Source organism: Geobacillus kaustophilus (assembly GCF_000948285.1).
In the GTDB taxonomy this organism is placed as follows: domain Bacteria; phylum Bacillota; class Bacilli; order Bacillales; family Anoxybacillaceae; genus Geobacillus; species Geobacillus thermoleovorans_A.
Genome location: NZ_JYBP01000003.1, coordinates 2,865,603 through 2,879,169, shown reverse-complemented (window position 1 = coordinate 2,879,169; position 13,567 = coordinate 2,865,603). Strand labels below are relative to the sequence as shown.

15 protein-coding genes and 1 pseudogene are annotated in these 13,567 nt (G+C 52.8%); 12 read left to right on the top strand and 4 right to left on the bottom strand.

Annotated elements, in window-relative coordinates; all coding sequences use genetic code 11:
• Window positions 1-38: 38 nt before the first annotated feature.
• Window positions 39-351, bottom strand: a pseudogene (locus tag LG52_RS14895) (NifU family protein).
• A gap of 12 nt (window positions 352-363) precedes the next feature.
• On the opposite strand from LG52_RS14895, the gene LG52_RS14890 reads away from it, so the two are divergent.
• Window positions 364-717, top strand: a complete 354-nt coding sequence (locus LG52_RS14890) for a YuzD family protein (RefSeq protein WP_044732510.1) — start codon at window positions 364-366, stop codon at window positions 715-717.
• A gap of 80 nt (window positions 718-797) precedes the next feature.
• On the top strand, window positions 798-2,249 hold the full coding sequence (locus tag LG52_RS14885; protein WP_231584475.1) for an IS1182 family transposase: 1,452 nt from the start codon (window positions 798-800) through the stop codon (window positions 2,247-2,249).
• Window positions 2,250-2,317: 68 nt separating this feature from the next.
• Here the strand turns inward: LG52_RS14885 and LG52_RS14880 are convergent, their stop codons facing one another.
• On the bottom strand, window positions 2,318-3,388 hold the full coding sequence (locus tag LG52_RS14880; protein WP_044732509.1) for an NAD(P)/FAD-dependent oxidoreductase: 1,071 nt from the start codon (window positions 3,386-3,388) through the stop codon (window positions 2,318-2,320).
• Between the two features lie 170 nt (window positions 3,389-3,558).
• Between LG52_RS14880 and LG52_RS14875 the strand changes: the two genes are divergently transcribed.
• From LG52_RS14875 to LG52_RS14860, 4 genes are all read left to right on the top strand, one after another.
• The gene (locus LG52_RS14875) at window positions 3,559-3,798 is read left to right on the top strand and encodes a YuzB family protein (protein WP_044733304.1); all 240 of its coding nucleotides are present in this window, start codon (window positions 3,559-3,561) and stop codon (window positions 3,796-3,798) included.
• 131 nt (window positions 3,799-3,929) lie between these two features.
• On the top strand, window positions 3,930-4,802 hold the full coding sequence (gene dapF, locus LG52_RS14870; RefSeq protein WP_044732508.1) for a diaminopimelate epimerase: 873 nt from the start codon (window positions 3,930-3,932) through the stop codon (window positions 4,800-4,802).
• A gap of 152 nt (window positions 4,803-4,954) precedes the next feature.
• Entirely contained in the window at window positions 4,955-5,320 is a 366-nt protein-coding gene (locus LG52_RS14865; protein WP_013144338.1) for a HesB/IscA family protein, read from the top strand.
• A gap of 446 nt (window positions 5,321-5,766) precedes the next feature.
• Window positions 5,767-6,057 carry a LapA family protein gene (locus tag LG52_RS14860; protein ID WP_044732507.1) on the top strand — a complete coding sequence of 97 codons (291 nt, stop codon included), beginning with the start codon at window positions 5,767-5,769 and terminating at the stop codon, window positions 6,055-6,057.
• A gap of 265 nt (window positions 6,058-6,322) precedes the next feature.
• Here the strand turns inward: LG52_RS14860 and LG52_RS14855 are convergent, their stop codons facing one another.
• Window positions 6,323-7,321: an NAD(P)/FAD-dependent oxidoreductase gene (locus tag LG52_RS14855; RefSeq protein ID WP_197071990.1), complete on the bottom strand. Its 999-nt coding sequence runs from the start codon at window positions 7,319-7,321 to the stop codon at window positions 6,323-6,325.
• 262 nt (window positions 7,322-7,583) lie between these two features.
• Between LG52_RS14855 and LG52_RS14850 the strand changes: the two genes are divergently transcribed.
• From LG52_RS14850 to LG52_RS14835, 5 genes are all read left to right on the top strand, one after another.
• Window positions 7,584-8,813, top strand: coding sequence for an NAD(P)/FAD-dependent oxidoreductase (locus LG52_RS14850; RefSeq protein ID WP_197074555.1), 1,230 nt, complete (start codon window positions 7,584-7,586; stop codon window positions 8,811-8,813).
• Between the two features lie 120 nt (window positions 8,814-8,933).
• Window positions 8,934-9,437: an NUDIX domain-containing protein gene (locus LG52_RS14845; RefSeq protein WP_044732505.1), complete on the top strand. Its 504-nt coding sequence runs from the start codon at window positions 8,934-8,936 to the stop codon at window positions 9,435-9,437.
• Window positions 9,438-9,560: 123 nt separating this feature from the next.
• Complete coding sequence (locus LG52_RS20370; RefSeq protein WP_197071988.1) at window positions 9,561-9,698, top strand: YuiA family protein; 138 nt, start codon at window positions 9,561-9,563, stop codon at window positions 9,696-9,698.
• Between the two features lie 56 nt (window positions 9,699-9,754).
• Window positions 9,755-10,078: a YuiB family protein gene (locus LG52_RS14840; protein WP_044733302.1), complete on the top strand. Its 324-nt coding sequence runs from the start codon at window positions 9,755-9,757 to the stop codon at window positions 10,076-10,078.
• 293 nt (window positions 10,079-10,371) lie between these two features.
• On the top strand, window positions 10,372-11,010 hold the full coding sequence (locus tag LG52_RS14835) for a 3D domain-containing protein (protein WP_082055802.1): 639 nt from the start codon (window positions 10,372-10,374) through the stop codon (window positions 11,008-11,010).
• Window positions 11,011-11,025: 15 nt separating this feature from the next.
• Here the strand turns inward: LG52_RS14835 and LG52_RS14830 are convergent, their stop codons facing one another.
• On the bottom strand, window positions 11,026-11,835 hold the full coding sequence (locus LG52_RS14830; protein WP_044733300.1) for a cobalamin-binding protein: 810 nt from the start codon (window positions 11,833-11,835) through the stop codon (window positions 11,026-11,028).
• Window positions 11,836-12,018: 183 nt separating this feature from the next.
• Here LG52_RS14830 and LG52_RS14825 point away from each other — a divergent pair, with 183 nt between their 5' ends.
• On the top strand, window positions 12,019-13,521 hold the full coding sequence (locus tag LG52_RS14825; protein ID WP_044733299.1) for a leucyl aminopeptidase: 1,503 nt from the start codon (window positions 12,019-12,021) through the stop codon (window positions 13,519-13,521).
• Window positions 13,522-13,567: the final 46 nt, after the last annotated feature.

Genomic DNA, 13,567 nt, shown 5'->3' with positions numbered 1-13,567 from the left:
AAATCCGAACAGCGGCCGCTGTTCGGATTTTTTTACTATTAAAACACTTGCTCCACTTCGACGACGCCCGGCACTTCTTCAAACAACGCGCGCTCAATCCCGGCTTTGAGCGTGATCGTCGAGCTCGGGCAGCTGCCGCATGCGCCGAGGAGGCGAAGTTTCACGACGCCGTCCTCCACATCGACGAGTTCGCAGTCGCCGCCGTCGCGAAGCAGGAACGGGCGGAGTTTATCTAAAACTTCTTGCACTTGTTCTTTAATTTCTTGATCCGTCATTTCCATCGACTCCTTTCTTTATTTTATTATAATCATGGTGAGAAAAAAAATCTAATGATAAATTTTGCTTTCGCAAAGGGTGACGTAGATGACATTCAAACCGATCGAAATTTGTGTATATGGGGCTGACGTGATTTGCCCGTCATGCGTGCAGCTGCCGTCGTCGAAAGAAACGTACGAATGGCTCGAGGCCGCGCTGCGCCGCAAATATCCCGATCAGCCGTTTGTGATGACGTACGTCGATATTTTCGCGCCGCCGGCCGATGATCAGGCGAAGCGGAAGCTTGCGCAGACGATCGTCGAAGAAGACTGGGTGTATCCGGTTGTTGTGGTGGAAGGGAACGTCGTTGCTGAAGGGAATCCGCGGCTGAAGGCGATTTGTGCGGAAATGGAGAAATACGGGTATCGACCGTCGACGCCGGAAGGGAAAAAGGCGGAATGAATTCCGCCTCAGCTTGTCGACAAAGTCGACAAGCTGTTTTAATATATAGGTATAAGGGTATCTTGAAGGAGTGGAATAAGATGCTTCAACGTTACCAAGAAGATCGGAGACATATCGAAACAACGGTAAAAATTGATGATCTTGTTCCTGAAGACCACCTTGTTCGTAAACTAGAAAAAGCCATTGACTTCTCCTTTATCTACGATATGGTCAAGGATTTGTATTCTCCTAACCATGGACGACCAAGTCTTGATCCCGTTGTGCTGTTCAAAATGTATTTGATTCGTTACATCTTTGGGATTCGTTCGATGCGTGAAACCGTAGAACAGATTCGAACAAATGTGGCTTATCGTTGGTTTTTGGGATTGAGTCTGCATGATCCTGTGCCCCATCATTCGACACCAAGTAAAAACTACACGCGACGTTTTGCGGGAACCGATGTTTTTCAAAAGATTTTTTCAAGAATCTTGGAAGAAGCCTTTCAACACGGGCTTGTGGATCCAAGTGTCGTATTTGTCGATTCTACTCATGTGAAGGCGAGTGCGAACAAAAGAAAATTCACAACAGAAATGGCAGAAGTGGAAGCGAAAGCTTATCAAGATGAATTAGAAAAAGAAATTGAGCGAGATCGCATCGCTCATGGGAAATCCCCACTACCGCCAGAAAATGATAAAAAAAAACGAGAAATCAAAGTCAGTAAAACAGATCCAGACAGTGGGATGTTTGTGAAAAATGAACGTGAACGGGTATTTGCTTACTCTTATCACACCGCTTGTGACCGACATGGTTGGATATTACACACGTATGTCACTGCCGCCAATGTTCATGATAGCCAAGCGTTTTTTGAACTGTTTGAGCGAGTGAAGCAAGAAATCAAAGGATGCCCAACAGATGTGTGCATCGATGCCGGATATAAAACGCCAGCGATTGCGAAATACCTATTAGAACAAGAGATCCATCCGATTTGGCCATATACTCGTCCAAAGACGAAAGATGGGTTCTTCCGAAAATCTGAATTTGTATATGACGAACATTTTGACTGTTACCTTTGTCCCAATCACCAAGTGTTATCTTATTCAACAACGAATCGGGAAGGCTATCGGGAGTATAAATCAGATCCATCCATCTGTCAGGGATGTCCATCCCTTCAAAAGTGTACAGCAAGCAAAAATCATACGAAAGTCGTGACACGCCATGTTTGGCAAGAGTATTACGAAGAAGCCGAACATTTACGATATGTACCAGAACATCGCGAGTTGTATGAATTAAGGAAACAGACGATTGAACGGAATTTTGCAGATTTAAAAGAGAAGCATGGTCTGCGCTGGACGAATTATCGAGGATTGGAAAGAAACCAGATGCAGGCGATGCTTGTTTGTGCTGCCATGAATTTAAAGAAATTGGCGAACTACTTGTGGAGAAAGGGCCTCTCCTTTCTGTATGTATTCGAGTATGCATCTATTTTGGTTCGTTCATCAAGAAAAACAACCTTAAAAATGGAACAAAATGGTTATAAGACAACTGTCTTATAACCATTTTGTCAACAGTCTGAGGCGGAATGAATTCCGCCTTTTTTGCTGAATAAGACCCAGCCGTGCTGTCAATACCCATGGTGGTGCTTGTACATCCACAAAATGCCCGATTTCAGCAAACGCGGCACCCGGCCGGTGAGCGGGCGGTCGGCGAGCAGGCCGAAGCCGTGCTTTTTGCCGAGTGAGCCGAGAATGCCTTTTAATTTGATCGGCGGGAATTCACGCGGCGGTTCTTCGCCGTTCCACCGCTTTTGCAGCACTTGGACGATTTGCTCGGCTTGCGCTTCAGCGAGCTGGGCGCTCGGGGAATGGGGCAGGCTCGCACAGTCGCCGACGACGTAGGCGTTTTCATAGCCGGGGATGTGATGGCGCTTCGTCAGCACGACGCGGCCTTGCTTGTCCTTTTCGACATTCAGCTCGCGGACGACGCGGTTGGGCTGGATGCCGGCCGTCCAGACGATGACGTCGCATTCCACCGGTTCGTCGTGGTTGTACAAGACGCCCGGTTCGACTTTCGTGACGTTGGAGTTGCGGACGATTTCCACCTTGTGTTCAACGAACCAGCCTTCCACATAATCGCTCAGCCGTTTCGGAAACATCGGCAAAATGCGCTCGCCGCGGTCAAATAGCTTGATGTGCAAGTCCGGGCGGCTCTCCGCCAGTTCGCTGGCGAGTTCGACGCCGCTCAATCCCGCGCCGACGATGCCGACCGTCGCTTTCGGCGGCAAATTGTTCAGCGCTTCATAGGCGGCGCGCGCCTTATCGATCGACTGGATGCTGTACGTATGCGCCTTGGCGCCAGGCACCCCGTGGTATTTGTCTTCGCAGCCCAATCCGATCACGACATCATCGTAGCGGACGCTGCTCCCATCCTTTAAATGGACGAGCTGCTGGTCGAGATCAATCGAAACGACTTCGCCGAATTGGTACACAAGCTGCGGATGTTTCGGAAACGGGACGCGGATGTGATGGTCGCTGACCGTCCCCGCGGCCAAGGCGTAATATTCCGTTTTTAAACAATGGTACGGAACGCGGTCGATGAGGATAATATGAATGTCGTTTGGCAATTCGTCCGGGAGGAGGCGCTGCAAAATGCGCATATTGCCGTATCCTCCGCCAAGCAATACAAGTTGTCTCATCGTGAAAAATCCCCTTTTGTCGAGTTTCTAAAGCCGACAATGCCATAAAAAAGTATAACGAAATTGTGACAAAAGAACAATAATTTTTCCGCTTCCTCGATCAAACGAGCATGTTCATTGACGCCGCGCCGGAAAACCGCTACGATGGGAAGCAGGAAGGTGAACCGCACATGATATTGCCAATCATCGAATTTTGCATCAGCAACTTAGCGAGCGGGTCGTACAAAGCAATGGAAATGTTGGAAAAGGATCCGAACTTGGACATCATTGAATACAGTTGCTTAAGCTATTGCACACGCTGCGCGGAAACGCTGTTTGCGCTCGTCAACGGCGAGTTTGTCAGCGGCGAAACGCCCGAGCAGCTCGTCGAAAATATTTACCGGCATCTCGAGGAAAACCCAATGTTTTGATGAAAAAAAGGAGGATGTCCGCGATGCGGCATCCTCTTCCATGTATATAAAAAAACGGGGGATATTCCCATTGTGTCCAGTTGATGCGTTCAATATACGCATGAAATAAAAAATGGTTAGGAGGGAGCCGTGTGCGTTCGTTTTCGTTTACGAAAATGCATGGATTGGGTAATAGCTACATATACGTTGATCTGTTCCGGGAAACATTGCCGGAAGAGGAGCTGCCGGCGATCGCCCGCAGCGTCGCCGATGTCCACACAGGCATCGGCTCGGATGGCTTGATTCTCATTTGTCCATCGGAGAAAGCGCCGGTCAAAATGCGCATTTTTAACAGCGATGGTTCGGAAGGGAAAAACTGCGGCAACGGCTTGCGCTGTGTGGCGAAATACGCGTACGAGCACGGCATCGTCCGCGAGCGCTCCTTTTTGATTGAAACACTCTCTGGGCTTGTGGAAGCCTGCGTGGCGGTGGAAGGCGGCGAAGTGGCGAGCGTGACGGTCGATATGGGCGAGCCGCGCCTTTCGCGGAGCGCCATTCCGATGGCGGGACCGCAAACGGATCGGGTTGTCGCCGAGCCGTTTGCCATTGGCGGGGCCGAATATGAAATTACGGCGCTGTCCACGGGGAATCCGCACGTCATTTTTTACGTCGATGACATCAACAAAGCGCCGGTGACGACGCTCGGCCCGCTCGTGGAAAAGGACCCGCGCTTTCCGGAAGGGGTGAACGTCGAGTTTGTTGAAGTGGTGAACGAGCGCGAGCTTCATTTTCGCGTCTGGGAGCGCGGCTCCGGCGTGACGCAGGCGTGCGGGACCGGAGCGTGCGCGGCGGTCGTCGCTTCGGTGTTAAACGGCAAAACGGCGCGCGGGGAAGAAACGGTCGTTCATTTGGCCGGCGGAGATTTGATGATCGTCTGGGGGCATGACGGGCGCGTGCTCATGACCGGCCCGGCCGAGACCGTTTGCACCGGCGTTTATTACTACCGAGGCGGGCGGAACGGTTGAGCATCGAAGGGTGAAGGCGGTATACTATTAAGTAAGGCGCGAACCATTCAAGGGGATTCGCCCCGTCCGAGTCGTCGGGTGAAAGCGGGCGAACCTGTCGAAAAACGGCCAAGCTGTTTGGCCAGTGTCGACCGTTAAAGGAGGGATCATCGATGGCAGAGGCAGTCATTACGCTGACAGAAGCGGCAGCGTTTCAAATCAAAGATATGATGAAAGAGCAGGAAGAAGAAGGCGCGTATTTGCGCGTCGGCGTCCATGGCGGCGGCTGCAGCGGGTTGTCGTACGGCATGGGCTTTGACCATGAGCGGCGCGATGACGACATCGAATTTGAGCAGCACGGCATCAAAATTTTGGTGGACCGCGACAGCGCACCGATTTTGCGCGGAACGGTCATCGACTATAAACAGTCGCTGCTTGGCGGCGGGTTTACGATCAACAACCCGAACGCCATCGCAACGTGCGGCTGCGGCTCCTCGTTCCGCACAGCGACCAATGCCGGCACGCCGGAGCAATGTTAAGCGGGCGGACAGGTTGACCTCGATCCGCCCGGCAGAGGCAAGCGGCCTGCCTTGCCGTGATCGTCGAGCTCTTGAGAAGGCCGGTTTTCGCCGCATGGCCGGTTGAAAACGTGGGCGTACACCGACTGGCGAAATGTTGGAAGGGGTGCTTTCCCTCACGAAATTGGGGAAAACGGCCGCGCTTGTTTTCTGCAAAGAAAAAATACAGAGTTTTGCAAGGAAAAGTGCAGAGAATGACAACTTGACATGGAGCCTCTGGGGGCGTGATTAAAAAGCCAGGAAGCCAGCAATATCAAGGGCTGGCTATGCCTAAAAAGGCTATCACGCCCCCCACTCCATGTCAAGTTGGCCTAAGCCAAATTCTCTGCAGATCTCTGCATTTTTATTTTGCAATAAACACGCGCTCCAACATCCGCCTTTTCGGGAGCGCAAAAGGAGGAGAAACGATGAAAGGACAAATCAATGTCATCTTGGCGCTTGTCTTGGCGCTCATTGTGGCGCTGCTGGCGGTGGCAAATGTCGAGCAGGTGACGATCCATTATTTAATCGGCGAAACTCGTTTGCCGCTCATTATCGTCATTTTAGGTTCGGCCGTCCTTGGCGGTTTGGTTGTCGGCATGCTCGGCTGGGTGCGTTTGTTCAGTTTGCATCGGCAAGTCAAGCTGCTTGAGAAGGAGCGGGCAGCCAAGGTTGAAAGCGATCAGGGTGAAACGGCTTCGCCGGAGCGCGGCGCATGAAAAAGAAGGGGTTGACCGAAAAGGGTGTTTTTTCTTAAACAAAACACAACATATCGTTTTTTCGCGATTGTTTGATCGTAATCAGAAAAGGTGTCCCGATCGTTTTGGGACACCCTCTTTTTGATTGCCGTATATACGCATAAAACTTGCTGGATGTGCTATGGTGAAGAGCGGCCTGTTGAGACAGCGTCTTTCTCGACAGAAAAACAGTGGGTAAGACAGCGCTTTGATCGGCCGAAAAGGACAGAGAGAAACGATGTCACGCTCAAAACAGCGATGTGGAGTGCGCCGGCTGCATCCGCGCCGTCGGATCGATGTACGTTTTGGCGCTGCTGATGGCGATCGGCGCTTCGCCAAAACCGCAGGCGATCAGCTTGATTTTTCCGTCATAGGTGCAAATGTCGCCCGCCGCATACACGCCGGGGATGTTCGTTTCCATCCGCGAATTGACTTTGATCGCATTTTTTTCGATGTCAAGCCCCCAGTTTTTGATGGGGCCAAGCGAAGAAATAAAGCCATAGTTGACGATGACGGCGTCAACCTCAACCGTTTCTTTCGTTCCTTCTTTCACATGCTCAAGGATGACTTGGCGGATGCCGCGTTCATCGCCGACGAGTTCAACGGGCACAAACGGCGTTTTCACTTGCACGCTCGACTTCTTGAGCTGCTCGACGCTATGTTCATGGGCGCGGAATTTGTCGCGGCGATGCACAATCGTGACGCTTTGGGCGATCGGTTCGAGCATGAGCGACCAGTCAACAGCCGAGTCGCCGCCGCCGCAGACGAGCACGCGCTTTCCGGAAAACTGCCCCAAGTCGTTGATGAAGTAATACAAGTTTTTTCCTTCATAGCGGGAAGCGCTTTCGATTTCGAGCCGGCGCGGCTGAAAGGCACCGTTTCCGGCGGTGATGATGACCGTTTTCGAATAATGGATTTGTTGATTGGTGACGAGTTTAAACGTTCCGTCCTCCTGCTTTTCGAGCGTGTCGACCGACTCGTTGAGGCAGACGGTCGGCGAAAATAGGTCCATCTGCTCTTTCAGCTGATTGACGAGCTCTTGGGCGCGCACTTTCGGAAATCCGGCAACATCATATATGTATTTTTCCGGATATAACGCGGCCAGCTGCCCGCCGAGCTGTGGAAGGCTTTCGATAATTTTGACTTTCATTTGCCGCAACCCGCCGTAAAACGCGGCAAACATCCCGGTCGGCCCGCCGCCGATAATCGTGACGTCATACATCGTGCGATCTTCTTTCACCAACATCCCTCCCTGCATGAAATGGATGGCTGCACAACTCTATCTTACCATAAATGGACGTTGTTCAAACGAAAGAAATTTTGGGACAAAGCAGCGAAAAAAGTCTTGAAATGAGAAAGAAAAAGGGCTAATATGATGAATGGAGAAATTGTTAATGTTTTGTGACAGTCTCCCGACATTTTTTTGGCAACAAACGTGAAGTGTTTCACAAACTTCACTCAATAAAAACGGGGGCAGCGGCAAAAGCTATAATCACAATGAAAAAAGGATGGAAGGGATTCAAATGAAAAAACCGAATGTGGTCATTTTAGGCGCTGGTTATGGCGGGCTCATGACGACCGTCCGCCTGCAAAAGCTCATCGGCGTGAACGAAGCGAACATCACCCTTGTAAACAAGCACGATTACCATTACGAGACGACATGGCTTCACGAGGCGTCGGCCGGCACGCTGCACCATGACCGTGTGCGCTACCCGATCCGCGATGTCATCGACCGAAACAAAGTGAAGTTCATCCAAGATACGGTGACGAAAATCGTTCCGAGCGAAAAGAAAGTGCTGCTCGAAAACGGCGAGCTGACATACGATTACCTCGTCATCGCCCTCGGGTTTGAGTCGGAGACATTTGGCATCAAAGGCTTGAAAGAATACGCGTTTTCGATCGCCAATGTCGACGCTGCGCGGCAAATCCGCGAACATATCGAATACCAGTTTGCGACGTACAACGCGGAAGAGGAAAAGAAAGAGGAGCGATTGACGATCGTCGTCGGCGGAGCGGGGTTTACCGGCATTGAATTTTTAGGCGAGCTCGCCAACCGGATGCCGGAGCTGTGCCGCGAGTATGACATCGATCCGCACAAAGTGCGCATCATTTGCGTGGAGGCGGCGCCCACGGCGCTGCCGGGCTTCGATCCGGAGCTCGTCGAGTACGCGGTCAGCCAGCTTGAGCGCAAAGGAGTCGAGTTTCGAATCGGCACGGCGATTAAGGAATGCACGCCGGATGGCATCATTGTGGCCAAAGGTGATGATGTCGAGGAAATTAAAGCCGGCACCGTCATTTGGGCGGCCGGCGTGCGCGGCAGCCGCGTCATCGAGGAATCTGGATTTGAAGCGGCGCGGGCGCGCATTAAAGTGGATCCGTACTTGCGCGTCCCGGGGCATGAAGACATTTTCGTCGTCGGCGACTGTTCGCTCGTGATTGATGAAGAAACGAACCGCCCGTATCCGCCGACGGCGCAAATCGCCATGCAAGAAGGCCAGCTGTGCGCGAAAAACTTGGCGGTGCTCATCCGTGGACAAGGGGAGCTGGAGCCGTTCAAGCCGGATATTAAAGGGACGGTTTGCTCGCTCGGCCATGACGATGCCATCGGGGTCGTGTTCGGCAAAAAGCTGTGGGGCACGAAAGCGAGCTTCATGAAAAAAGTGATTGACAACCGCGCCCTGTATTTGATCGGCGGTTCGTCGCTTGTGATGAAAAAAGGCAAATTTAAATTTTTCTAATCAATCCAAAAAGCTCCCGTGATGGCGGGAGCTTTTTGCATGGCAGCGAAACAGGGATCCGCCGCTCGATTGTCGAAATACAAACGGGTGCATAACGATAGGGAGAAAAGGATGAGGACGATGGACAACAAACGAGGAAACGTTTGGATTGCGGCGGCCGGACTGGTTATCAACAAGAATGGGGAATGGCTCGTTGTCAAGAAAAAATACAGCGGGCTAAAAGGCAAATGGTCGCTGCCGGCCGGGTTCGTCCAGCCGGGGGAAATGCTCGATGAGGCGGCGGTTCGGGAAGTGAAGGAAGAAACGGGGATCGACGCCGAGCCGGTCGCGCTTCTAGGCTTGCGCACCGGCGTCATTGCTGGGGAGATCAGCGACAATATGGCGATTTTTCTGTTGCGCCCGCTCTCGCGCGACATCGTCGTGCAGACGGATGAGCTGTATGCCGCCGCGTTTTTGAGCAAAACGGCGCTCGAGAATGATCCGAACACATCAGGCTTGCTTCGCTATTTGTTGGCGCTCGAGCCGCTTGATTCCCTTTCGCTGCATGACGGACTCAATCCCGGCGATCCGTTCGGCTACACGAAATACCGCCTTTACTTCGAATCATCGAAATTGAAAGAATAGTCAAGAAAATAAAAGCGATCGAAAGATGTATCCGCTTACACAGGCGGAAATGAGGGGGAATCGCCGTTTTATTTTGCAGAAAATTTTGATATATTAACAAAAAAGAAACGGAGGGGAACATCGATGCCAAAAACATTGACAATGAACGACTGCCCGTACTGCGAGGGGCATGGATACGTTCAGCTGCTTTTGGGCGGGTCGGAAACGTGCTACAGCTGCCAAGGAACGGGAAGCGATCACGAAGAGGAGAACGAACATTGACGGTCATCCGCCCGATCCAGTACACTGAAAACGGGTGTACGGGAGGTGAAGGGCGGATGCAAATGAGTTTGCCGGTCGTGTTGATTTCGATGGTGTTGTTTTTCGTCTTGTTTTTTGGCATTGGGTTTTTGCTGAACATGATTTTGCGCATGACGTGGATTTTGGCGGTCTGCTTTCCGTTGATTGCGGTTTTCATTATCGACGATGTGCCGTTGATGCGCTATTTCACCGCGCCGTCCGATGCGTTCGCGGCGCTCGGCCGGAAAATCGCTTCGCTGGCGGCGGCGGATTTGTTGATTTTGTCAAGCGGCTTTGCCGGCGCTCTTTGCGCCGGATGGGCGATCCGCACGTTGAGGGCGAAAGGGTATCAGATGTTTTAAAGCATGTTCGAAATGCAAAACGCATTCTAATGGAAAAAGCGCGAAAGGATTATTGAATGTTTTCAAGCGTCTCTGCCTTGGGCAGAGGCGTTTTTTTGTGAACAGCGCTGATGAGCGTGCGAGCGGATCACAACGTCGGTTCGGGTATGTTTTTGGCCAAACGCCCAAGCTTTGCGTTCGGATTTCACAATGAGGCTGTTCATGGACGGTTTTTTCGTTTCTTTTGTCTCATTCGCAATGAATATTTCGATTTGAAATGGAGATAAATAGAGATGTGAGAGGAGTTGAGAGCATTGAATGGGTTCAGGCAGTTCGTGCGCCGAACCGCGATGACGCTGCTGTTTTTGGCGGCGCTCTTTGCGACATTCGAGTCCGTTTCCGGGGTTGACGCGAAGACGGTTCTCCATCCCTTTCCGAGCGCTTTATCGATGGATCATCAGCCCATTTGGGGAATGAAAGGGCTTGCGAAGAACGAGAGCCGCTCTGTTCCGCGGCTTGAGGATCATTTTGACTGGTCAAAATATCCATCCGTTGAAGTGGTCGCCACCGGCTATACAGCCGGCATTGAATCGACCGGGAAAACGCCCGATCACCCTGAGTATGGCATCACGTACTCCGGCGTCCGCGTCAAACGCGATCTTTATTCGACGATTGCGGCGGATTTAACCGTGTTTCCAATCGGCACGATTTTGTTCATCCCCGGATACGGGTTCGGCGTCGTCGCCGACAAAGGCGGGGCGATCAAAGGCCATCGCATTGATTTATATTATGAAACCGTGGAAGATGTCTATAAATATTGGGGAAAAAGGAAAGTGCAAGTTTATATTATCCAAAAAGGGGATGGCACGCTGTCGGAAGAGGAGTTGAAGCGGTTGAACGAAGATGAAACGATGCAAGTGTTTCGCCAGCAGTATTTGGAATCAAAAAGTTGAGAGGGCTCCCGCTCGTCAGCCGCAAAGGAGCGGATCGCGGCTGTCAGCGGGAGGAAACAGCGCCGGATGCAAAAGCGGCGCCAATTTTTTTAATCCGACCAAGAGGCGCGGAGACGGACGGCAATAGAGCGATTCTTCCAAAATGTGGATGTTCCCGGTGCGGACCGCCTCGGCCTGTTGGGCATTCGGGCGCGCCGTGACGGCTTTTGCGCTCATTTTTTTTGTCTGCACGCCGACCCAAACGAGCAAGATGTGCGACGGATTGCGGGCGAGAACGTCGTCCCATTCCGGTTGGACGCTCGCTTGAGGAAAGTCGGCGAAAATGTTGCGCCCGCCGGCGAGTTCGCTCAATTCGCTCAGCCAGTTGGCGCCGCCCGGGGTGAAGAGCGGACGAGGCCACCATTCCCAATAGAGGCGGGCCGGTTCGGCCGATGCGGCCCGCTCGCGGTGCCAATCAAGCACGTCATAATAGCGGCGGACAAGTTCAGCCGCTTTTTTCGTTTCGCCAAGCGCTTCGCCAAGCCGAAGAAGGTCGTTGGCAATGTCATCGAGCGAATTCGGCGCTAGCACGAGATGCGGGAGCCCGCGCCGTTTGAGCTCCTCGACGTTGCGCTCCATGCCGGGCACGCTTAAGGAGGCGACGACGAGATCCGGCTTGAGCGCTTCGACTTGATCCATATCAATGCGAAGATCCGGCCCGACTTTCGGAAGCCGCTTCACTTCCGGCGGCCAGTCGGATGAATCATCGACGGCGGCGACATCGTCAAGGCGGCCGAGATAGGCGAGCAGTTCGGTGTTGCTTGGACAAAGGGAAACGATTCTCATCAGCGTCGGTCCTTTCTCAATCATCGTGATGATGACGGATTCGCCTTGCCGAACGCAATTTCCTGCCCGCTGCGGCTGATTTTTTTGAGTGAACGCAGGGAGAGAAAATTAGATAGTCGAAACAACCGCTTTGCCTCGCTATAATGAAGGTGGGAGTGAATCAACATGGAAAGGGATGAGACGATGTTTACGGTAAAACCATTGCCGTCGGTTGAGGAACGGGATGAGGCGCTTGTCATCGGCTTGTTTGAAGGGGCGAATTCATGGAGCGGCCTTGCCGGCGAATACGATGCCCGTCTTGGCGGACGGCTGTCGGAACTGCAGAAGGAAGGCGATATTTCCGCGAAACGGGGGCGCATCGCCGCCGTTCATCCATTTTTGCCGATGGGGGCGAAGCGGCTGTATTTCGTCGGCCTCGGCAAAAAAGAAGAGCTGACGTTTGAACGGCTGCGCGAGGTGTTCGGCAAGCTGTTTTGCACGTTGAAGCAGGCGAAGCGGACGAAAGCGGCGGTCGCGCTGGACACGTTTACGACCGAGGCCGTCGATGGAAACGAAGCGGCGCACGCCTTGGCGGAAGCGTATCATTTGGCGACGTATGAATTCCCTGGGTATAAGCAGAAAAAGTCAGAACCGGACTACCAGCTCGAATCGCTCATCGTCTACACGGCGGCCGAAGCGGCAGAAATTGAGGCGAGCTTGTTTGTCGGCTCGGTGTACGGGAAGGCGACGAATTCGGCGCGCACGCTCGTCAATACGCCAGGGAATTTGCTGACGGCGTCGGATTTGGCCGACTATGCCGTAAAGCTCGCGAACCGGTATGACTTTGATTATGAAATTTTGGAGAAGGAAGACATGGAGCGGCTCGGCATGGGGGCGCTTTTGGCTGTCAACCAAGGGTCAAAACAGCCGCCCAAACTGATCGTCTTAAAATACCAAGGAAAAGACGAGTGGGAAGACGTGATCGCCCTTGTCGGCAAAGGGGTGACGTTTGATACGGGCGGCTATTGCTTGAAGCCGCGCGACAGCATGGTTGACATGAAAACCGATATGGCCGGCGCCGCGGCGGTGCTCGGGGCGATGGAAGCCATCGGCGAACTGCGGCCGGAACAAAACGTGCTCGCCGTCATTCCAGCGACCGACAATATGATCAGCGGCGAGGCGTTCAAGCCGGACGATGTCATTACGTCCTTGTCTGGAAAAACGATTGAAGTGAAAAACACTGATGCGGAAGGACGGCTCATTTTGGCCGATGCGGTGACGTATGCGAAACAATGCGGCGCGAATTACATCATCGATGTCGCCACGTTGACGGGCGGCGTGATCGTCGCCTTGGGCGCGGACAAAACGGGGGCGATGACGAACAATGAGGAGCTGTTTGAGCAGGTGCTGGAAGCGTCGATGGAAACCGGGGAATTCATTTGGCGGCTGCCGATTACAGAACACGACCGAGAGCGGGTGCGAAGCAGCAAAATCGCCGACTTGAACAACTCGCCGGGGCGGGAAGGACATGCCATTATGGGCGGGGCGTTCATCGGCGAATTTGCGGAAGACACGCCGTGGGTGCATTTGGATATCGCCGGAACGGCCGCCGCAAAGAAAGACGGCGACCTCGGCCCGGCTGGAGCGACGGGCGTCATGGTGCGCACGCTCACCGCGTTTGTCGAACGGTTTGGCCAAGACGACTAAAAGAATCGTGCAGTTCGCCGTTTGGACGTTAGGCGGTGGACGCAAA